The 21,087-nt window shown below is 49.1% G+C and carries 25 protein-coding genes; 14 read left to right on the forward strand and 11 right to left on the reverse strand.

Annotated features, from left to right (window positions below; genetic code table 11):
• Positions 1–246 precede the first annotated feature (246 nt).
• The 3 genes from CHL76_RS00460 to CHL76_RS00470 all read right to left on the reverse strand — a co-directional run bounded on the left by CHL76_RS00460 (position 247) and on the right by CHL76_RS00470 (position 2,475).
• Positions 247–489, reverse strand: a complete 243-nt coding sequence (locus CHL76_RS00460; protein WP_079474957.1) for a DUF2584 family protein — start codon at positions 487–489, stop codon at positions 247–249.
• Between the two features lie 57 nt (positions 490–546).
• The gene (locus tag CHL76_RS00465; protein ID WP_079474956.1) at positions 547–1,464 is read right to left on the reverse strand and encodes a nucleoside hydrolase; all 918 of its coding nucleotides are present in this window, start codon (positions 1,462–1,464) and stop codon (positions 547–549) included.
• Between the two features lie 90 nt (positions 1,465–1,554).
• The gene (locus tag CHL76_RS00470; RefSeq protein ID WP_342351580.1) at positions 1,555–2,475 is read right to left on the reverse strand and encodes a manganese catalase family protein; all 921 of its coding nucleotides are present in this window, start codon (positions 2,473–2,475) and stop codon (positions 1,555–1,557) included.
• Positions 2,476–2,710: 235 nt separating this feature from the next.
• Between CHL76_RS00470 and CHL76_RS00475 the strand changes: the two genes are divergently transcribed.
• Positions 2,711–3,136: a pyridoxamine 5'-phosphate oxidase family protein gene (locus CHL76_RS00475; protein ID WP_079474954.1), complete on the forward strand. Its 426-nt coding sequence runs from the start codon at positions 2,711–2,713 to the stop codon at positions 3,134–3,136.
• A 45-nt stretch (positions 3,137–3,181) separates the two neighbouring features.
• Here the strand turns inward: CHL76_RS00475 and CHL76_RS00480 are convergent, their stop codons facing one another.
• Both CHL76_RS00480 and CHL76_RS00485 read right to left on the reverse strand, forming a co-directional pair.
• On the reverse strand, positions 3,182–3,820 hold the full coding sequence (locus CHL76_RS00480) for an SDR family oxidoreductase (RefSeq protein ID WP_079474953.1): 639 nt from the start codon (positions 3,818–3,820) through the stop codon (positions 3,182–3,184).
• A gap of 43 nt (positions 3,821–3,863) precedes the next feature.
• Positions 3,864–4,817, reverse strand: a complete 954-nt coding sequence (locus CHL76_RS00485; protein ID WP_079474952.1) for a DMT family transporter — start codon at positions 4,815–4,817, stop codon at positions 3,864–3,866.
• 199 nt (positions 4,818–5,016) lie between these two features.
• Between CHL76_RS00485 and CHL76_RS00490 the strand changes: the two genes are divergently transcribed.
• From CHL76_RS00490 to CHL76_RS00525, 8 genes are all read left to right on the forward strand, one after another.
• A complete protein-coding gene (locus CHL76_RS00490) occupies positions 5,017–6,468 on the forward strand; it encodes an aldehyde dehydrogenase family protein (RefSeq protein ID WP_094907529.1) in 1,452 nt (483 codons plus the stop codon).
• A gap of 105 nt (positions 6,469–6,573) precedes the next feature.
• Positions 6,574–6,774: a hypothetical protein gene (locus CHL76_RS00495; protein WP_079474950.1), complete on the forward strand. Its 201-nt coding sequence runs from the start codon at positions 6,574–6,576 to the stop codon at positions 6,772–6,774.
• A gap of 263 nt (positions 6,775–7,037) precedes the next feature.
• Positions 7,038–7,517: a DsrE/DsrF/DrsH-like family protein gene (locus tag CHL76_RS00500; RefSeq protein WP_079474949.1), complete on the forward strand. Its 480-nt coding sequence runs from the start codon at positions 7,038–7,040 to the stop codon at positions 7,515–7,517.
• 90 nt (positions 7,518–7,607) lie between these two features.
• Positions 7,608–7,835 (forward strand): sulfurtransferase TusA family protein, encoded by a 228-nt coding sequence (locus tag CHL76_RS00505; protein WP_079474948.1) that lies wholly within the window; start codon positions 7,608–7,610, stop codon positions 7,833–7,835.
• A gap of 27 nt (positions 7,836–7,862) precedes the next feature.
• Positions 7,863–8,681 (forward strand): sulfite exporter TauE/SafE family protein, encoded by an 819-nt coding sequence (locus tag CHL76_RS00510; protein ID WP_079474947.1) that lies wholly within the window; start codon positions 7,863–7,865, stop codon positions 8,679–8,681.
• A 63-nt stretch (positions 8,682–8,744) separates the two neighbouring features.
• Entirely contained in the window at positions 8,745–9,128 is a 384-nt protein-coding gene (locus CHL76_RS00515) for a DUF302 domain-containing protein (RefSeq protein WP_079474946.1), read from the forward strand.
• Between the two features lie 108 nt (positions 9,129–9,236).
• Positions 9,237–9,551 (forward strand): rhodanese-like domain-containing protein, encoded by a 315-nt coding sequence (locus CHL76_RS00520; RefSeq protein ID WP_079474945.1) that lies wholly within the window; start codon positions 9,237–9,239, stop codon positions 9,549–9,551.
• 31 nt (positions 9,552–9,582) lie between these two features.
• A complete protein-coding gene (locus CHL76_RS00525; protein WP_079474944.1) occupies positions 9,583–10,992 on the forward strand; it encodes an MBL fold metallo-hydrolase in 1,410 nt (469 codons plus the stop codon).
• Between the two features lie 156 nt (positions 10,993–11,148).
• Here the strand turns inward: CHL76_RS00525 and CHL76_RS00530 are convergent, their stop codons facing one another.
• From CHL76_RS00530 to CHL76_RS00540, 3 genes are all read right to left on the reverse strand, one after another.
• Complete coding sequence (locus CHL76_RS00530; RefSeq protein ID WP_158219014.1) at positions 11,149–11,619, reverse strand: GNAT family N-acetyltransferase; 471 nt, start codon at positions 11,617–11,619, stop codon at positions 11,149–11,151.
• 114 nt (positions 11,620–11,733) lie between these two features.
• Positions 11,734–12,357, reverse strand: coding sequence for a cell wall hydrolase (locus CHL76_RS00535; RefSeq protein ID WP_233133175.1), 624 nt, complete (start codon positions 12,355–12,357; stop codon positions 11,734–11,736).
• 168 nt (positions 12,358–12,525) lie between these two features.
• Positions 12,526–14,058: a BCCT family transporter gene (locus CHL76_RS00540; RefSeq protein WP_261763910.1), complete on the reverse strand. Its 1,533-nt coding sequence runs from the start codon at positions 14,056–14,058 to the stop codon at positions 12,526–12,528.
• 395 nt (positions 14,059–14,453) lie between these two features.
• Between CHL76_RS00540 and CHL76_RS00545 the strand changes: the two genes are divergently transcribed.
• Complete coding sequence (locus CHL76_RS00545; protein WP_079474941.1) at positions 14,454–15,617, forward strand: acyl-CoA dehydrogenase family protein; 1,164 nt, start codon at positions 14,454–14,456, stop codon at positions 15,615–15,617.
• Between the two features lie 135 nt (positions 15,618–15,752).
• Positions 15,753–16,619 (forward strand): SDR family oxidoreductase, encoded by an 867-nt coding sequence (locus CHL76_RS00550; RefSeq protein WP_079474940.1) that lies wholly within the window; start codon positions 15,753–15,755, stop codon positions 16,617–16,619.
• 47 nt (positions 16,620–16,666) lie between these two features.
• On the opposite strand, the gene CHL76_RS00555 is transcribed toward CHL76_RS00550, so the two are convergent.
• Together CHL76_RS00555 and CHL76_RS00560 are read right to left on the reverse strand one after the other, a co-directional pair.
• Entirely contained in the window at positions 16,667–17,731 is a 1,065-nt protein-coding gene (locus CHL76_RS00555; protein WP_079474939.1) for a sulfite oxidase, read from the reverse strand.
• 17 nt (positions 17,732–17,748) lie between these two features.
• Positions 17,749–18,618 (reverse strand): SMP-30/gluconolactonase/LRE family protein, encoded by an 870-nt coding sequence (locus CHL76_RS00560; protein ID WP_094907530.1) that lies wholly within the window; start codon positions 18,616–18,618, stop codon positions 17,749–17,751.
• A gap of 134 nt (positions 18,619–18,752) precedes the next feature.
• On the opposite strand from CHL76_RS00560, the gene CHL76_RS00565 reads away from it, so the two are divergent.
• Both CHL76_RS00565 and CHL76_RS00570 read left to right on the forward strand, forming a co-directional pair.
• A complete protein-coding gene (locus tag CHL76_RS00565) occupies positions 18,753–19,184 on the forward strand; it encodes a MarR family winged helix-turn-helix transcriptional regulator (protein WP_094907531.1) in 432 nt (143 codons plus the stop codon).
• Positions 19,184–20,149 carry a ring-cleaving dioxygenase gene (locus tag CHL76_RS00570; RefSeq protein ID WP_079474936.1) on the forward strand — a complete coding sequence of 322 codons (966 nt, stop codon included), beginning with the start codon at positions 19,184–19,186 and terminating at the stop codon, positions 20,147–20,149. The genes CHL76_RS00565 and CHL76_RS00570 overlap by 1 nt, the downstream gene beginning before the upstream one ends.
• Before the next feature lie 210 nt (positions 20,150–20,359).
• On the opposite strand, the gene CHL76_RS00575 is transcribed toward CHL76_RS00570, so the two are convergent.
• Complete coding sequence (locus CHL76_RS00575) at positions 20,360–20,635, reverse strand: GNAT family N-acetyltransferase (RefSeq protein WP_079474935.1); 276 nt, start codon at positions 20,633–20,635, stop codon at positions 20,360–20,362.
• Positions 20,636–20,811: 176 nt separating this feature from the next.
• Here CHL76_RS00575 and rpsN point away from each other — a divergent pair, with 176 nt between their 5' ends.
• Positions 20,812–21,081 carry a 30S ribosomal protein S14 gene (gene rpsN, locus CHL76_RS00580; RefSeq protein WP_022792513.1) on the forward strand — a complete coding sequence of 90 codons (270 nt, stop codon included), beginning with the start codon at positions 20,812–20,814 and terminating at the stop codon, positions 21,079–21,081.
• Positions 21,082–21,087: the final 6 nt, after the last annotated feature.

Raw genomic sequence — 21,087 nt, forward strand, 5'->3', positions numbered from 1 at the left:
CAAACGACACAATCGCAGCCCCTTTTCATTTAAAATAAATATGTCGGATCAACATCCATATGTACCATTACCAGGCGACAAAAACTCATTTTATCATACGCGGCCCTTCCCCGCAGTTCGTCTTAAAGGGTTACAAGTACAATTTTGATGAAAATGAACATAAATAAAAACATAAAAAAACCGAATGCAGAAAGCTGACCATTCGGTTTTTCGCAGATTTTGTTTCCGGTTCGCTTACTTTTTTGCTTAATTTACAGACGTTAATGACACCAGCTCGTATTCAATCGTTGTGCGGTGAGACTCCCATTCCACCCGGTGAATCACCGCCTTGCCAAAGGGTACTTTTTCAGCAAACGTATGAATTGGAAGCGGATGATCAAGCGGAAACATTTGATAGTTATCTTTGATCAACCGAAAATTTCTTTCATCGAGGCGCTCAGCCTGCTTATTCGTAATAATTTCCCAGTTCATTTCTACAGAAAAACCCATATGCGTCCCTCCTGCTCCCTTGACTGTATAATTTTAACGCTTTCTTTTCTATCTCCATTATGGCAGATTTTTAAGCGATTGTACGATCAGACCCCAAAATTTATCATTGTCAATATCTACTGCGATCTGCACCGGTCCTCCAGCAGTAGTATCGATGACCGTTTCCCCATACGTATGCTTTCCCGCTGTTTCCACTTTCACATCGGCGGATTCAAATGTAAAAAGGGACGGGGCCAGGCACACTGCCACCGCGCATGGATCATGAACTGGCGGGAGTGCCAGGTGGAAACGCTCTTCATAAGCACGCTGGAAATGGTCAAGCAATTCGTACGTAAACTGGGCAGCCATAGTCGGTATTTCTTTGATCCGCTCCACCACAGATTCGGATGCTAACGCCTGATGGGTGACATCGAGGCCGCACATCGTTATCGGGATGCCGCTTGCAAATACGATCTCTGCTGCTTCTGCATCCGCATAAATATTAAATTCTGCTGCCGGGGTCCAATTACCGAACGTTCCGCCGCCCATGATCGATAAACGGCGGATCCTCCGGGCCGCCTTCGGGTTTTTCCGGCATAAAAGAGCAACGTTTGTGAGAGGGCCTGTCGCAATAACAGTAATATCCTCCTCCGAATGAAGCAAAACCTCCTCCATCACGTCTACGGCATGTCTCTCTTCCACCATATGTGCAGGTACTGGAAGTGCAGGCCCGTCAAGACCCGACTCGCCGTGAATCGAAGGTGCATGCTCCGGCATACGGACCAGAGGCCTTCCTGCTCCTTCGGCCACCGGCACTTTGTCCAGGCCGGCGGTATCAGCAGCCACTAAAGCATTTCTTGTTGTCTTTCCAATATCTGCATTACCTGAAACGGTCGTCACAGCCCGGATATCCATATCCGGATGCCCCGCTGCAAGAAATAAAGCAATGACATCGTCGTGTCCCGGGTCCATATCCATAATTACTGGCGTTTTCATCTGCTGCTTCCTTTCTTTCTATAACTATATGTTTGTTCAAACCAAAAGCACCGCCAGCCGGCGGTGCTTTCCTGCTTCGGGTACTAATATTTAAAGTCCTGCTTCGTAGTTCAATTTTTTCGACATTTCCCGGAACTGCTGCTCGTCAAATCCCGGCGCAAATTCTTCCGGAATGTGGTCGAGGTTCGGAATTTCCCCGCCTTCCGGCGTTGGCATGTCGCTAACTACCTCGAGTTCGCCTGGCGGCCCAACCGGGGACGGCCCGTTCCAGATCCGGTCAAGCATTGTGTAATCATTGTCACTGAAACGATAGAGCTTACGGTGCGCTCCCTTTGCTTCGTATTTGTGGGCGTGGTCATATTTACTGTTATCAAGGTCCGGCACTGGAAGCATTTTCGTTACGTCCACACCTGTTAATTTCTCCAGTGCTTTGGCGTAAGCCACCACGTGCACGCCGCCGCGCACAAGCAGATAGCCGCATAGTTCACGGGCAGTTTCGTTGTCAGTCATTTGATATACCCGCATCTTGTGCGTTCTGGCCCCGCACTCGAGATAGAAATTGTGAAGCAGATCGTTGACGAGGTTACCGCTTGTAAAGACGTTATCTCCTGTCCACGGCGCCCCCATCGAATCTTTCGGCACTGAGTTCTGGCCGGCAAAAATAAAGCTTTGCGGATTCCTTGAATCCATAGCTTCACTAAGCGGAGTACTGTCCGGATTGGCCGGATCCTGGCCGCTCTGGTTTGTCGACCCCTGCAGACATAAATTTATTGTATTGGCAACCAGCTCTACGTGTCCAAGTTCTTCGGCTGTGATGCTTGCGACTAGATCATAAAATGGGCGTAGCTGTTTTTTGCTGCGGAAATTAAACGACTGGAATAAATAGTTGTTGAGCGTTGACATTTCACCGAATTTTCCACCTAAAAGCTCCTGTACGACGTTGGCTGAGTTTGCGTCTGGGTTACTGGGCGTCGGGAGGTCGATTTGCAGTTTGTCAATTCTCTTAAACACAATGATTCCTCCTATTAGGTTTAAATTCGTATTTCGCCAGCAAAATACACTTACCTATTTCCGTTCTTCCTTTTAAGCAAACACTAAATTTTGATATATTAACAATATTCATTCTTTTTATAAAATTTGTATCAATTATGAAAACCCCTGTTTTTACGGCTTTGCACTCATGTTTAAAAGTACAGGGGGACAGGAATAATGATAACTAGTTTCATTACGAAAGGAAGGATTACCCATGGATAAAAACGAAGCACAGAGACACGCATTTGACATTATCGACAACAACAAAGTGGGCGTACTTGCGACAATTGAGGGCAATAAACCCCATTCCCGTTACATGACATTCTACAATGAAAATTTTACCCTTCTGACACCGACGAGCAGTCAAACCCATAAGGCAGAAGAAATCGAAAAAAATTCCAACGTGCATATTCTGCTCGGGTACGACGGCGAAGGTTACGGAGATGCCTTTGTCGAAATCTCCGGAAAAGCCGTGATCCGCCATGACCAGGAGACGAAGGAAAAAGTCTGGACTGACAGCGTGCAATCCTGGCTCGGCTCTCCGGATAACCCGGAATACATTGTCCTCGAAATTCAGCCGGATTCCATCCGCCTGATGAACTCTAAAGGAGACACTCCGGAAGAAATCGACTTTTCTTAAGCAAAAGACAGCCCCCGCCGAAACATTTTCCGGCGGGGGCTAATTTTATGAATTTTTCCAGGCCTCCTGGATATCCAGTTCTCCTGCAAGCAGCTCGACTGTTTTCCCCCGGGCGTTTTCAATGTCGAGGGCTGCAATCATCGTGCGGGCCACGTCTTCTCTGGAAATGTCTCTTTCTTCAGGATTAGAAAGTTTTTCTGCAAGTTCTACTTTCCCTGTACTTTTTTCAAACGTAAGCCTTCCCGGACGCACAATTGTGTAGGGAATCCCGCTGCTCTGCAAATGCTTATCTGCATTCAATTTTGCTTCCGCGTAATGTTTAATAGGTCCCTGAGGGTCGTCGACGCCGATGCCGCTCAGCATAACGTAATGCTTCACATCCTGTACCCTTGCTGCATCAATTGTTTTCTTCGCTCCCTGCTGGTCCACGCTGACTGTTTTTTCCGGTCCGGTGGAGGAACCAGAACCAGCGGCAAACATTACAGCGTCCATTCCTTTTAAAGCGGTCGCCGTATTTTCTTCAAGGTCTGCAAGAATCGTGGATGCCGCTCCCATCTTTTTCAGCTCATCGGCCTGGGAAACTTCGCGGATCATGGCGTGCGGAGTGTGCTCCGGATGAGCTGCAAGCTGTTCTACCAAGAGTCTCCCCGTATGCCCATTCGCCCCTATAACCAGTACATCCATGTTATTGCCTCCTTTTTTACAATTGTTCCCTGCTATATGCAGTTTAAACGTCTTCGCCAGGCTTCTTCTCCCACTCGTTTTGTAGTTTTTTCTGCCTGCTTCCACGCTTTTTCCGGAATTTTCCCGGTCTTGAATAAATGGAAAGAACAACCGCCGAGAAAATGAGAACAATTCCGATTCCCTGCCAGCCGCTTAGCTTGTCCCCGAAGGCGACGACGCCAATCACAATAGCCACCATCGGCTCCACGGTGGACAAAATCGCTGCCTTGCCCGATTCAATATATTTCAACCCGATGGTAAATAATATATATGCAGCAATAGTAGAAAGCAGTATACCTCCTAACCCATACGCCCACATCATCGGCTCCTGAATGGCTTCTTCATTTGCCAGCAGGCCGCTGAAAGGAACCATCACGAGGCCGCCTGTAAGCATCGTGTAGGCAGTAATCGTAATGGAGTGGTATTTCGGCGTCACAAATTTGCCGAGAATACTGTACAGGCCGCAGCACAAGCCGGAGAGCAGGCCAATCATAAGGGCCGCCAGCGAAAGCCCACCGGCTCCGCCGGGAAAAAGCCCGGCCACCAGTACACAGCCGGCAATCGTAAGCCCAATGGCTGCCAGCTTATTTATTGTGATTTTTTCTTTAAATACAAACCGCGATATGAGTGCTACAAACACGGGGCTTGTGTAAAGAAGGACGACCGCAATGGAAAGTGAGGCTTCATCCATGACAGTGAAATAACACCAGTTGAAGAGAGCTATGCTTCCGACGCCGAGCCCGATAAAATGCGGCAGATCATACCACCGGACCTTCAAAAGATACGGCCGGACCAGGGCCACAGCCAAAAATAGAATCAGGGCCGACCCGGCCATGCGAAGCGCCACTACCTGGCCGGGTTCGATATTGTACCGGTACATATTCTGTACGAACAATCCTGTAAACCCCCAAAACGAGGCGCCGGCGACGGCAAATAGATAAGCAGTGGATGGTTTCATTGCTCCTCCCCCTTTGTGTAAATCTTTTTCCTCTAGCTACGCTATCATCTCAAATTTCCACACCGGCTTTCTATATATTTTAAATTATTCTCAAATAGTATTGATCTTTCCTGATCTTAAATGTTTGAAAAAATACATCATGAGGTATATTATACATTGCTGTCGGATCCTATCCGGCAATTATGAAAGGATGGTTGCTATGCATACCGATTTTACAAAGCAGTATATTAACGGCTCCTGGGTGAGCGGCTCATCCAGTAAAACAATCGAAAATACAAACCCTTATAATGGCGATTCACTCGGAACAATAGCTTCTGCAGACGCTAATGATCTTGACCGAGCTTATCACTCGGCCAATGATTATCAGAAAACGTGGGACGCCCACAGCCCTTCCGAAAAGCAGCAGTATCTCCACCGGCTTTATGATGTAATGCAGAACCAGAAGGAAACCATTGTAGAGTGGCTGATTAAAGAATCTGGAAGCAGCAGGCTGAAAGCGGAAACTGAATTCAATACAGCTTCCAACATTGTTTTCGAATCCACTTCATTTCCTAACCGTGTCCACGGCTCGACTGCTCCTTCGAATACGCCCGGGAAAGAAAACTATACCTTCCGTTCGGGCAAAGGAGTTATCGGCGTCATCGGCCCTTGGAACTTTCCGTTCCACCTTGCAATGAGAACAATTGCGCCGGCAGTGGCAACAGGCAATACCGTGGTAGTTAAACCGGCTTCCGACACACCAGTTACATCCGGCCTGCTGATTGCAGCATTATTTGAAGAAGCCGGATTCCCGGCAGGCGTGCTCCACGTTACCGCCGGACGCGGCTCTGAAATTGGCGATGCGTTCGTTACTCATGAAGTACCGGCGCTGTTATCATTCACTGGTTCCACCGAAGTCGGCACACACATTGCTGAACTCGCAGCGCAGAACTTAAAAGAAACTGCCCTTGAGCTTGGGGGTAACAATGCCATGGTCGTTCTTCCGGACGCTGAGGTGAAGAAAGCTGCCAAAGCAGCGGTGTTCGGTTCATTCCTTCACCAGGGACAAATTTGCCTCGCATTGAACCGCGTAATTGTTCATAATGACATTTACGATGAATTTGTCGAAGAATTTACCCGCGTGGCGAAAACGTTAAAAGCTGGCGACCCTTCGGATGAAAATGTAATCGTCGGCCCGATCATTAATGAAGAACAGGTCAAAAATATAGAAAAGCTGGTACAGGGCACGATCGACGCCGGAGGTAAGCTTCAGACAGAGTTTGAAATCAACGGCCAGGTTATACCGCCAGTCGTTCTTTCTGAGGTAACTAACGACATGCCGGCAGCAAAAGATGAAGTTTTCGGCCCTGTTGCAACATTAATTCGGGCCTCGAGCGAGGATGAAGCTATCCGGATTGCCAACGATTCTCCTTACGGCTTGAGCGGATCAGTCTTCACTCAGGATCGTTACCGGGGCATGCAGGCAGCGCGCCGTATTAATTCCGGCATGGTCCATGTAAACGACCAGTCTGTAAACGATGAGGCTCACCTGCCATTTGGCGGCGAGAAGCAGTCCGGTATTGGACGCTTTAACGGCGAATGGGTATTAGACGAATTTACGACCGAGCAGTGGATCAGTGTACAAGCTCAGGACCGTCCTTATCCGCTATAACACATCTGTAAATATGCAGCTGAAATTGTTCTGTTTCCTTTTATTACCTTGCGGGGTGTCTCAAAATTAGGTACTCTATAAAGAGAGGGGCAAGGAGGTTTGGAAGTGGAACAAGAAAAAGACGTAAAAATATTCGATAAAGATGAACTTTTGTATTTTGATGGAAAAGAGTGCCGGGTGATCGCAGAATATGAACGCACAATTTGTGTGGAATATGTCCATTACCCGTTCGCCGGCCAGGAAGAGGAATTTCCTTATCCCCGCGTTATTCTCCGCAAGGGAGAAGTCGAACGCGCGGCTATCTAAACGAAAAGTTTGCTTTAAATATCAGCAAAGCAGGGACTGTCCTGGAGAAGGACAGTCCCTCTTTTGCTATTTTTTACGAATTTCGACTTTCAGTAAATGTTTTAAGCAAAATATATTGACACTTCCCCCTGTTTATTTTATATTTCTTATATACCCCTTAGGGTAATTAAGATTAAAAAATGAACACTGGTAAACAGTCGGAAAAATTTTTAAACGTTTATAATACCCGTACCCGTAAAAGTATTTATTAAAGGAGTGATTGAATGACAGAAGCCAAAAAAACGACCATTGTATTATTCAGCGGCGATTACGACAAAGCCATGGCAGCGTACATTATCGCCAACGGCGCAGCCGCGTATGATCACGAAGTAACCATTTTCCATACCTTCTGGGGGTTGAATGCTCTCCGCAAACCGGAAAAGCAAAGCGTGGCCAAAGGAAAACTTGAAGCGATGTTCGCTAAAATAATGCCCCGAGGCGCCGAGCGGATGGGGCTTTCCAACATGAATTTTCTCGGTCTCGGCCCGAAGCTGATCAAAAAAGTGATGAAAAAACACAACGCTGTGCCGCTGCCGGAGCTGATTGACATGGCCCGGGAACAGGACGTACGGTTAATTGGCTGTACCATGACTATGGATTTGCTTGGTCTGGATGAAAAAGAACTGCGCGACGATATTGAATACGCCGGCGTAGCCGCATATCTAGGCGAAGCTTCCGAGGGGAACGTGAATCTGTTTATTTAAGGGGCTTTTACTGAAAGACCTAAAGAGCAGAACGTAGACGAATGTGGATTAAAACGAATGATCAACATTAATTTAAAGGAGAGATATTTGATGGAACCAAACACAACGATTGATGCCAAAGGGCTTGCCTGCCCGCAGCCGATCCTGAAAACCAAAAAAGCCATTAAAGACATGGAAAGCGGCGAGGTGCTTGAACTGCACGCCACCGACAAAGGCGCGCAGAGTGACGTCACGGCCTGGGCCAAAGCTGGCGGCCATGAACTGCTCGATCACACCGAAGACAATGGCGTCTACACATTCTGGATCCAAAAAGGCTAACCATATCGGCACCCGGGGAAGTCATGGATGTGCTTCCCTGCCACTGCCAGGGAGGTTTTTCCGTTGACACTACTGTTGATCGTCGTGATTTTTCTGCTGGGGTTTGCCGGTTCCTTTGTGTCCGGCATGGTCGGGATTGGCGGCTCGATCATCAAGTACCCCATGCTGTTATACATTCCTCCGCTGCTCGGTGTCGCCGCCTTTTCCGCGCATGAGGTATCCGGGATCAGTGCCGTTCAGGTCTTTTTCGCCACTATCGGCGGGGTCTGGGCCTACCGCAGAGGCGGCTATCTGAACGGCCAGCTGATTCTGTACATGGGCACAAGCATTCTGATCGGCAGCTTTATCGGCGCCTATGCCTCGAATTTTTTCAGCGAAGCGGGCGTCAACATGGTGTATGCCCTGCTTGCAACCATCGCCGTCGTGATGATGTTTGTGCCGAAAAAAGGCCTCGACGACCAGGATCTTACCCGGATGACGTTTCATAAGCCGCTCGCCGCTGGCTTGTCCTTCGTGGTCGGGATTGGGGCAGGCATTGTCGGAGCCGCCGGCGCGTTTATTCTGGTGCCTCTCATGCTCGTCGTGTTAAAAATTCCGACCCGGATGACGATCGCGACTTCGCTCGCCGTGACCCTGATATCATCCATCGGAGCTACGGTGGGCAAGGTGGCGACCGGCCAGGTGCTGTACGGCCCGGCCCTGATCATGATTATAGCCAGCCTGATCGCAGCACCACTCGGAGCTAAAGCCGGCCAGAAGGTCAACACCAAGCTGCTGCAGAGCATCCTGGCGGTCATCATTCTAGGAACCGCCATTCAGATATGGCTCCAGATCGTTACCGGATAACGTGTTTCAGTCTATACACCCCCGGGCATAGCAACAAGTAGAAAGCAAAAAGGAGGTCTTTTCATGTTTCATTACACCGTAGCTACATCAAAATCGGTCAGCCATACTGTCGAGGATCTCGAAGCCAACCTGAAAGCCATTGATTTTGGCGTGCTCTGGCATTTGGACCTGCACGGTAAATTGCAGGAAAAGGGCATCGACTTTCCGGACCAGCACCGAGTGCTTGAAGTATGCAACCCGAAAGAAGCCGAACAGATTTTAAATAAAAATAAACTGGCGGGTGACTTTTTACCTTGTAAGATCACCGTGTACGAAGAAGCAGAAACTACGTATATCAGCATGCCCCGCCCGTCCGTGTTAATGGGCTTGGCCGAAGAACCCGAACTAACCGCGACTGCGGAAGATATTGAACGCCGCTTAATCCAAGGCATCGATCAGACCGTTTAACACTTTTCTCCTTTTGATACCCTACCCCGTAGGTAGTAGGTAGACAATGAGAGAAAATAGCTGCAAAAATTATAGAGAATAAGATCTAACAATAATGAGGTGACTATCATGGCAGAAGACAAGCGCATCGAAGAAGTCCAGCCGGCAGACGTTCAGCAGGAACTCGAAAATAACAGTGGCGTCCAGGTCATTGATGTCCGCGAGGACGAAGAACTCGACGAAGGACGCATTCCCGAGTCGGTTCATATCCCTGTGGGAGATATCTCTGTGCGAATGAACGAACTCGATCCTAAGCAGTCCTATGTGACCGTATGCCGCTCCGGCAAACGCAGTTCCCGCGCAGCCGAAGCCCTCCAGGACCAGGGCTTTACCGTCCGCAGCATGGCCGGCGGCATGAACGCATGGACCGGCAAGACTGAGTAACATCTATTCTAATCTTAAGGAGCGATCATTCATGTACTTGAAATATTTTTATGACACGTCGTTAGCCCAAGCTTCCTATATGATCGGCTGCCAGGCTACTGGCGAAGCAGCCGTGATTGATCCCTCCCGTAATATCGAAGACTATCTGCAGATCGCCCGCGAACAGGGCTTCCGTATTACCGGGGCGTTCGAAACGCACATTCACGCGGACTTTGTCTCCGGGGTGACCGAGCTTGCCCGCCGGACCGGCGCCACCATCTATTATTCCACCGAAGGCGCTGACAACGGCGGCTATGAATGGGACCAGAACCTGCCGCTGCACGGCGTGACGCATGGTGAAGCCATTTATATTGGTAACGTCAAGCTGAGAGCGCTGCACACGCCGGGTCATACCCCGGAGCATGTCTCCTATGAACTCACCGACGGTGCCGCGGCCGACCATCCGATGGGTGTTTTCACCGGTGACTTCGTCTTCGTCGGCGATGTCGGCCGTCCCGACCTGCTTGAAAAATCCGTGGGCGTGAAGGATGCCGCGGATCAAGGCGCCCGGCAGATGTTCGAATCTCTCCAGCGGTTCAAGGAATACGGCGATTATATGCAGATCTGGCCGGGCCACGGCGCCGGAAGCGCCTGCGGCAAAGCGCTCGGCGCCGTGCCGACAAGTACTGTCGGCTACGAGCGGATGTACAACCCCGCCTTTCAGCCGACCGGGGAGCAGGCCTTCGTGGACTTTCTTCTCGACGGGCAGAGCGAGCCGCCAGCGTACTTTGCCAAAATGAAAGAAGTAAACAAGCAGGCCGTGACCCCGGTCGCCGACGTTCCGGCTGCCGTGGAAATGCAGGGCACCGGCGACGAGGTTTCCCAACTGGCGGAACAGTCCCACACGATGGTCGTGGACACCCGCAGTGCGGCCGCGTTCGCGCTCGGCAGCATTCCAGGCACCATTAACCTGCCGTATCCCGGCGCTTTTGCCGAATGGATGGGCCGGCTCGCTGACTATGAAGCGGATATTTACCTGATCGCCGAGCCGTTCCAATACAATAAACTGCGCCGGATTCTCACCGGCATGGGCATGGACCGCCTGAAAGGCTTCTATGCCACGTCGGTGGTGGCCAGCACGTCGAACCTGCGCACGTATGCCCGGGAAACCCCGAAACAGGTGGAGGAACGCCGTCGCCACAACGACGTGCAGATTCTCGATGTCCGCTACCAGGACGAATGGGACCAGTCGCACGTGCCGGACGCGGTGCATGTCTCCCTCCAACAGCTGCCAAACCGTACCGATGAACTTTCCACGGAGCAGACGGTGGCCGTCCACTGCGCCTCGGGGAAACGCTCCGCGATCGCGGCCAGCATTCTCCAAAATCACGGCTTTGACGTGATCAACGTGGAGGGCGGCTTCATGAAATGGAAAAAGGAACAGCTTGAAGCAACCGATTAAATGTTTGTATATAAAAAGCACCGGGGGCTAAAAACTCAGATGCTCATTCCTATATTTGTGAGAAAAAAATTATAGTGAAAGACGCAGCGTCATAAAAAAATCGCCTATCTTCGGGCGATTTTTCTTTTAGATGCTCCCCCGTTATCCCCGGGATAATCATAGTCTTTTAGCCATAACAACGACGCCAAATGGCGGCAGCCCTTCTTTTTCTGCAGTATATTCTCTCACCGTTTCGTACCCCATGCGCTGATACATCAGCACATTTTGCGGCGTCGACGCCCGCACTTTACAGTAAACGCCTTCGAACTGTTCTGCAGCTGCGGCTTCCTCTACCCAGCTGACAAGGTCGGCGGCCGCTCCATTGCCCCGGTAAGCAGGACGAACTGATAATCGGTGAAAATAGATATACTCCTCTTCTGCCCGGAAGCGGATCATTGCTGCTGCTTTCCCGTCCTTCCACCAGACAGCAGCACGCTCTCCCTGCTCCAGCCCAGCTTGAATTGCTTCTGTCGTTTCCTGAATGGCTCCGGATGGCGGCTGTTCGTTCCGATATTCCCAAAATGCTTCATACATAATGGAATTAATCAGAGCCGCTTCTGCCGGTCCTGCTTCTGTTATTTCTTTCATCCTCTTCCTCCTGGCGGCTTCTTTTTCGATGCTTATGAGCATTTATCTTATCACATCCGGCTTTTTTTCAGACAAAAAAAGAACCTGCACTCTGGCAGATTCTTTCCTGTCTTTTTAGCTTGCAAACACGTGCTGGCCGATGGATAAATTCGGCGTACGGGTCCAAATCCAGTCAGAAGTAACTTCTTCTGGATTATAATAATACATTGACCCATAAGATGGATCGTATCCCTTCCAAGCCTGCTTAACCGCTTCGTATGCTGTCTGGTCCGGCGTCATGTTGTACTGGCCGTCAGCTACTGCAGTAAAAGCGTTCTGCTGCTGGATGACGCCATTTACTTCATTGGGAAACTCCGCAGATTCAAGACGGTTTAAAATAACTGCTGCCACGCCGATCTGCCCTTCAAATGACTCTCCCCGGGCTTCGCCGTACACCGCCTTAGCCACCGACGTTACTTCGTTCATGCGATGGTCGGTCTGCATTCCTGCCGCACCGTCCACGATTAAGCCGAAATCACTTTGAAACTGCCGCACTGCCTGGGTGGTCGCTGGTCCGTAGTAGCCGGTCGCATTCGTATGTAAGTAGCCCATCTGTATTAATTCCTGCTGAAGCGCCGTTACTTCCGGCCCCTGTGCCTCCATTTCCAGCATGGAAGCCTTGGTGGTGCCTGGTGAAGCGAAAATAAAGATTGTAGCCATAATTGCAAAAATAGTACTGAATAATAATTTATTTTTCACTTTTTCACCTCCACACATATTGTATCCAAAAAATTCAATTTTCTAAACAACATTCCTGCTTTTCATGAAAAGTATATAACAAGGTACTAAGCGCTGGTACTAACCAGTTCCAAATTTTACCATATAGAAAGGACTCCCGATAAATAATTGGAAGTCCTTGCAGTCTTTTTAGGAAGCTTTATCCGGTTTACCGGTATTTCTGCTCTTATCCTTTGTTTCAATATCGTTTTCTTCCCGCAGTGCTTTAAACAGTGAATACACCATCAGGATCATGACAATGGAAAATGGAAGGGCTGAGATGATCATGACGTTCTGCAGCGCATCTATTCCTCCCGAGTACAGCAATACGGCCGCTGTAGCAGAAAGCATAATCCCCCAGATGAGTTTTACGACAGCTGAAGGATTTAATGCCCCGTTGGACGTCTGCATACCAAGCACGAATGTAGCGGAGTCTGCCGACGTGATAAAGAAAGAGACGATCAACAGAAGCGTAATAACAGACAATATGGTACTAAGCGCATAATTATCAAACACGCCGAAAATAGCTTCTTCCGCAGCCAGTGAGGCAATGTCCGCCATGCCGGTGCTCTGAACATTTAATGTAGCGCCTCCAAACAGTGAGAACCAGATGAAGCTGACAATCGACGGCACCAAAATAACACCGATTGTAAACTCCTTCAGGGTACGCCCTTTTGAAACACGGGCGATAAATATCCCTACAAATGGAGACCAGGAAATCCACCAGGCCCAGTAGAAAATGGTCCATGCATTAATCCACTCCCTGGCACTATCGGATGTCGGAGCGATCCGGAAGCTCATGCTCGGAAGCGACTGCAGATACGTTCCGATCGTATTCGTGAACAAATTCATGGAGAATAATGTCGGGCCGACGAAAAGCATTAAGATAAAGAGGAGAATCGTTAAGTATATGTTCGCGTTACTCAAAAATTTGATGCCCTTATTCAGGCCGGTATAGGCTGATACCAAAAACAAAATGGTAATAACGATAATAACAATCAGCTGTACCGTGTAGGTGTTGGGTGTATCAAACAAATAGGACATGCCGCCCGAAACCTGGGCTGCTCCGATGCCAAGGGTAGTCGCGATACCTGAGACCGTCGCCACCAGGGCAATAATGTCGACCACTTTCCCGCCTATGCCTTTTTCATTCATAATCGGGCTGAGCATCGAGCTTACCATGCCCGGGGCTCCACGCCGAAATGTAAAATAAGCAAAACAAATGGCTGTAATACCGTAAATCGCCCATGGGTGTATACCCCAGTGCAAAAACATGTAGCGCATCGAATCCACGAGCGCCTGATCTGTTCCCACTTCTGCTTCGGGAGCGTTCGTTGCGTAGTGCGAGACCGTTTCCGCCCCGCTCCAAAATACAAGGCCAACCCCCATGCCAGCGCTAAACAGCATGGCAAACCAGGTCGGATAACTGTATTCCGGCCGATCATCCGGCTTGCCGAGCCGAATGTTGCCATACCGGCTGAAAATGAAATAAATACATAAAAGCACAAATGCTGACACAATTAAAAGATAATACCATCCAAACCGATTCGACACGAAGGTCTGTACAGCGGAGGTAGCGTTAAAAAACGATTCCGGGACTGCCATTCCGACAACCGCCATAATAAGTAGTATTACTAAAGCTCCGTAAAACACAAAGCCTACTCTTGGTTTTTGATTATCCACGATGGGACCCCTTCCTATTTATGTATGCTGAAAATTATGGAACTTTTGCATTATGCAGAATTAAGCGAAAAATAACAAACACACTAATTGCATAGATTTTCCCGTAAATCGCGATATTTTAGATTTATACGGGATAAACTCGCTATATAATCTTATCACCGTTTATAGCGCATTTTAACTGCTATTTACAACGAAATAACTAATTATTGACAGCTTTTCTCACACTATTTTTCATTTTTCAGAACGTATAAAATTGAGTCCAGGCTGTATTAACCTTTATTTTCCTTACACAAGCCGTTTTTTTGCTTCCACATAGGGAATATGATTTCATGTATATGCGTATAAAAGTCCGGTCCATTATTCAAATAAAATTCCATCACTTTGGAGGAAACAATATGACGTTAACTACATTTTCCACAAAAGCTGAGCGGCTGCGGCAGCTCGAAGACACGGCCCGGGAGTTCGCAGAACGAACGGAAGAACATGACCAGAACGGCACCTTTCCAACCGAAAACATTGATGCTCTGAAAAGCATTGGCTATCCGGCATTGACGGTTCCTTCTGTTTATGGCGGCATAGATGCCGGCCTGCTGGAACTCGTGGAGTCCCAGGAGCTCATTGCCCGCTACGATGGCTCCACATCGCTTGCTATTGGTTGGCATGTCGGTATCACTAAAAATTTAAACGAAACGCGGCCTTGGGAGGAAAGCCTGTACAGCCGCGTCATGAGTGATATTGTTGAAAACGGGGCCGTATTGAACAACATCGCAACAGAAGCTGCGACCGGAAGTCCGACTCGCGGCGGCACTCCCGGCACTGTCGCTGAATACAGCAACAGCGAATGGGTGCTGAACGGACGAAAAACATTCGCCACCATGTCCCCCGTGCTCGATTATTATATCGTAACGGCCCATATTCCAAAAGAAGAAGCTACGGCTTACTTTGTTGTGCCTAAAGAAGCTGCGGGAATATCCATTGTTGACACGTGGGATTCGATCGCCATGCGCGCGACCGGAAGCCACGACGTTGTGCTCGAAAACGTCCGGGTGTCAAAAAACCACCTGGCCCAGTATATCGTTCCAGGCAATAAACCAGCAGCCGGATGGCTCCTGCACATTCCAGCCTGTTATCTGGGAATTGCACAAACAGCAGCCGACGAAGCTGCCCGCTTTGCTGCGTCGTACTCCCCGAATAGCATTAACGGAACTATATCGGAGCTTCCAAACGTCCGGGAAAAACTCGGCCGGATAGAACTTAAGCTGCTGCAAAGCAGGCACTTTCTCCATTCTGTGGCATCAAAATGGGATGAGTCCGATGCAGAGGCCAGACAGCAGATGAAAGGTGAACTGGGAGCCGTTAAGACGAGCATTGTAAACGAAGCTGTCGAGGTGGTGGACCTCGCGATGCGTGTTGCAGGAGCCAGAAGCCTTTCCGCCTCCAATCCGCTGCAGCGGCATTACCGTGACATACGGGCCGGGCTTCATAACCCGCCGATGGATGACATGGTGATTGACCAGCTCGCCGGCCGGCTTCTGGGGTATCAACCGCCTTCCGTTTAAGAAACAGTCTCCAGTGTGGTTTCTTTTTTATAACATTCTATACAGCTTCCTGATTCATTGTACGTTTGCAATATGCATACTAATGGTATAAATAACACTGTACGCATGATTTCAATATGAGAAAGGATGTTACACATGGATCCTAGAGATATGCAGAACGGAAGCACTCCAAGACAGCGCCAGGACAAACAGCCCGGTATTGAATCGAAAATGGACCCGCTCCCGGCCCATCCCACCGATTATCAGGGCACCGGAAAGCTGAAAGGAAAAGCTGCCCTGATCACCGGAGGCGACAGCGGCATCGGCCGCTCCGTAGCTCTTTTGTATGCCAAAGAAGGAGCTAATGTCGCTATTTCCTATTTGGACGAACATGAAGACGCCGAAGAAACAAAGCGCATGGTTGAAGCAGAGGGAGGCAAATGCCTGCTGCTTCCAGGAGATATCAAAGAGGAATCCCACTGTATCAACCTCGTGAAACAGACGGCAGAAGAGTTTGGCGGATTAAACATTTTAGTTAACAACGCAGCTATCCAGCATGTTCATGAAAATGTTGAGGATATTCCGTCTGACGAATTTGAGGACGTATTCCGCACCAATTTCTTCTCTCAGTTTTATTTAACCAAAGCAGCGATGGATTATTTGACTGAAGGCGACTCAATCATTTCCACTTCTTCAATTAACGCTTTCCGCGGCAATCCAATCCTTATGGATTATTCCGCTACAAAAGGAGCAATCACCGCATTTATGCGAAGCATTGCCCAGAGTCTCGCTTCGAAAGGAATCCGGGTAAACAGCGTAGCCCCAGGGCCTGTGTGGACACCTCTCATCCCTTCTTCATTTCAAGAAGACGGCGTGGAGGATTTCGGGCAGGACACATTGATGAACCGTCCCGGCCAGCCGTCGGAGCATGCATGGCCTTACGTGATGCTCGCTTCGGATGAAGCCTCCTATATGACCGGGCAGACAATTCATATTAACGGCGGCGCCTATACCTCTTCTTAACAGACACGAAAAAGACTTCGAATCCCAGGCCTGGGATTCGAAGTCTTTTATTTTAGCTTCACCTGAATCTCTTCTACTGCATTGTAGCCGTATCCCTTTTGATTCCAGAAGGCCTGCATCGGCTGCTGGCGGCCCTGGGCGTCACAGGCTCTCGCCATTACTGTGTATTCCCCCGCCTCAGCTTCCTGCCATTCGAATGCCCACTTCGTCCACGTGTAAGCCGTGCCACTTTGATGCTCAAGCCGTGCCTCCCCCCACGTCTGGCCGCCGTCCGTACTTACCTCTACCTGCTCAATCACAGCTTCTCCGGACCAGGCAATGCCTTCTATTACCTGCGTTCCTTCTTTTTTAATTTCCATGTCGGCCGGTGACTGGATAATGCTGTTTACATTCATCGTAGTTACCGGAAAGGCGTCCTTCCGGCTGTTTTTGTGCGGATAATAAACATAATCAATTGACTGAAAAGGTCCGTCGAACGCATCTTTGCTCACTGTAATCCGCTCCATCCATTTCATGGAAGCCATTGCATACCACCCCGGCACGATTAACCGCAGCGGCGCTCCGTGCTTAAAAGAAAGCGGGCGCCCGTTGTATTCATAGGCGATAATGGTGTCCGGGTCGGCTGCTTTTTCTACGGGAAGGCTCCGGGCATAGGCGTAAATATCCTTCTTATCAGGTCGTTCCCCTTTATCTCCCGCTACAGTAATGACTTCCACGGCTGCTTCTTTATTCCAACCGGCTGCTTCGAGAAAAACTTTCAGCGGGACTCCCTTCCATTTTCCCTGGCTAACAGCACCTTTGCCCCACGGCTCGCCGAAGGCTTTAGGCTCAAATAAACTTCTTTTATTACCCGCACACTCAAGTACTGTCTCTACTGTCCGCGAAGGCAGAGCATGTATATCTGCGAGAGAAAAAAATCCCGGACTCTCCACCAGGCCGTCGACTGTAATCCCCTCCGCTGGTGCCTCCGGATATGTGAAATGATTTCGCCGGTAAAACAAGGAAGGATGCACGTGCTCCATTCCTATAAACGGAATTGGCGTTTCCTGGTTTTCCGGCTCCTGGCTTAATGTTTTCAAATACAGTTCTTCCGGGGTTGCTTTTGAGCACATAATTTCTCCCTTCTGGGTTATCCGCCGAACGTATAAGTTGGCGTGCCCGGCACGTCAGTACGGATGTGAAAAAGTCCGCCTGCATGTGGTTCTTTGCGAAGATCTTCCTCGGATAATTCTCCTCTTGCTGTCGTAATGTACAGATCTTTCAAATCTTCCCCGCCAAACACGCAGGAGGTAGTCCTTTGGGCTGGAACGGTCACTGTTTCCAGGCGTTCACTCGTCTGCGGGTTCCAGCGCTCCACCTTTCCAAGCCGGTGCAACGCGATCCAGAGCATGCCTTCCTGATCCATGCACATACCATCGGGGGACCCTTCCTGGAACGTAATGGCTGTTCGCTTGCCGGTAATCTCTCCGGAGCCGGCATCTAAATCGTACGCCATGACTTTCTTCGTTGGTGTGTCGATGTAATACATCATGCTTCCATCTTCCGTCCAGGCCAGTCCATTTGAAATTGTGACGTTGTCAAATATCGTATCGAGACTCATGTCCTTATTCAAACGGTACAAAGCCGCTTCTCCAGTGCCACGCTCTACGGCCATAGTTCCAGCCCAAAAACGGCCCAGAGGATCACATTTACCGTCATTAAAACGATTGCCCGGCTTGTCTTCTTCCGGGTCTATGAGGGCCTCTTTTTCACCGGACACGAGGTCGTAGGTATAGAAACCATCTCTTAACGCAAGCATCATACCTCCTTTTTCCCTCGGCACAGCAGCACAGACGTGCTGATCGAGCTTACGTTCGTAGTGCCGCCCCGACGAAGGATGATATTCCATTAATTTAAATCCGTCAATGTCCACCCAGTATAATACGCCGCGCCGGGCATCCCAGCTCGGGCCCTCCCCAAGCTCTGCCTTCTGGTCTATGACAAGCGATGCCTCTCTCATCCTGTCTCCTCCTTTTTAGTGGTCTAATGCTCTTCTTCCCTCTCCTCCCTATGTTTAATGCGACGAAAACAATTTTCTTTACTTTTCATCAGTTTAATTTTAAACTGATGATAGTTATAAAGGAGCGAATGCCCATGAATCAAACCAGGTTAGGCCTTTTGCTCTGGTTCCGGCTTGCCCGGGTGTATGAACAAAACCTCAGCCGTTCAGCCGCCCATTTAAAGCAGGCGAACCTCAGCCCTTCGCAGTTCGATATTCTTGCCCAGGTGCGCGCTCACCAGCCAATTACCCAAAAGGAGCTGGCGGGTAAATTGTTTGTCACAAAAGGCAGCGTCACCTACCTCTTGAAAAAGCTCGAAGACGAAAATCTTGTCACGCGCAGGCAGACATGGAAAGAAAAGCATATTTCTCTTACCCCAAAAGGGAGCAGAACTCTTGAAGAAGTCGCTCCCGGCCAGGAACATTTTCAGGCCGCACAGTTTGACAGTCTGACAGCTGCAGAAAAGAGAGAGCTGCTCCGGCTGCTCCGCAAACTGCAGAAAACAACCGAACAGGAGGAAACATAATGCAATTGAAAGGAATTCATCACGTTTCTTCATTAACAGCAAATGCACCGCGCAATGTTGATTTTTATACTAATGTACTTGGGATGCGTCTTGTCAAAAAGACAGTTAATCAGGATGATACTTCTGTCTACCATTTATTTTACGGGGACGAACGGGGCAATCCCGGCACCGAAGTCACGTTTTTCGAAATCCCCATGGCCGCTTCCAACAAGCGCGGCACCAACAGCATTACAAACGTTTCTCTTCGGGTGCACGGCGACAGCGCACTCGAATACTGGAAACAACGGTTTGAAGAGCACGCTGTACAGCATACCGATATCCAGCAACAAGCGGGGCGGCTCGTCCTTCCATTTGAAGATCCCGAGGGCCACCGGATGCAATTTGTGTCTGATGAACACAATAAAGGCGTGAGTCCCGGCGTCCCGTGGGAAAATTCAAAAGCATCGCCAGCAAATGGCGCCACTGGGCTCGGGCCAGTCCGTTTAACTGTTAAATCAGCTGAACCGACAGCTGCTGTACTGCAGAATATAATGGGTTTTTCCGAAATTGATTCCTACCCTCATCCAGACGATGCCACTCTCCCGGATATTCGTGTATTTGAAACAGGAAAAGGCGGAACCGGCGCCGAAATTCATATAGAGACGCGCAGTGATTTGCCGGCTGAACGCCAGGGGCGGGGAGCCGTGCACCATGTAGCTTTCCGGGTGGAAGATGCTGAAGAGCTGCAGCTGTGGATTGAACGCATTAAAAACGCACGGCTTCCAAATTCCGGCTTTGTGGAACGCTACTATTTTCAATCGCTGTACTTCCGCGAACCAAATGGGATTCTTTTCGAACTGGCCACTGATGGTCCAGGATTTGAAGGAGATGAACCGTTTGAACACTTAGGGGAGTCCCTTGCCCTGCCCCCTTTTCTCGAATCTCAGCGTCCGGAAATTGAAGCACGCTTAAAACCAATTGATTAAGTAACGATGGGACGGAGAAGCCAGAAATTCTATATCATCTTTTTGAAGAAGCAGGGGCTTCCGCAGAACTGTACCGGGCGCATGAAGGCCATCAGCTTACCTCAGAGGAAGCAGAAGCCGGGGCGGCATAGTATACTGCACTATACAGGAATAAACAGAGCACCATAAAAAAGACTGCCTCCCTTTTTATTTAAGGAGGCAGTACTACTGTTACTGCGTTTCAAGCATCTGCTTGAAATCGTCATTTTCTTTGATTTTTTCTTCCGCATAAGGACAGCGGGGAACGATCGTTTTGTTTTCCGCTTTTGCTTTTTCCACCACATTGCGGACTAATTCTTTGCCAACGCCTTTTCCTTGCTCTTCCTCAATTACTTTGGTACTATCGATGACAATGCTTTGTTCGCCTTCTTCAAAAAATGAGATGTCGCCAATAACCTTGCCATCCCGTTCAGCGGTAAATCTGTTATCGTAATGTTTTATTTCCATGAAAGAAACTCCCTTCGTTTAAACGTTGTTACTAGATAATTCATTACCGTTTCCGGCAAATCATAAACATCAGAAACAACCAGAACAAACCTTTACACATACCGAAGCAGCTGTTATGATGAAGTATGTGCTTAAAAATATGAATGCCACGAATATTATGAAAAGGAGTGAGAACTTTGGCTAAACAATCTAAACTCGCAAAAGAGCGTAAGCGCGAAGAAACGGTAGCAAAATACGCTGAACTCCGCCGTGAGTTAAAAGAAAAAGGCGATTATGAGGCACTGCAGAAGCTTCCTCGTGACGCTTCTCCAACACGCCTTCACAATAGATGTTCGATTTCCGGTCGTCCACACGGCTATATGCGTAAATTCGGCATGTCCCGTATCGCTTTCCGTGACTTGGCCCATAAAGGCCAGGTGCCAGGCGTGAAAAAAGCAAGCTGGTAAGCCGTT

The sequence above is a fragment of the Marinococcus halophilus genome, from assembly GCF_002265875.1.
Taxonomy (GTDB): Bacteria; Bacillota; Bacilli; order Bacillales; family Marinococcaceae; genus Marinococcus; species Marinococcus halophilus.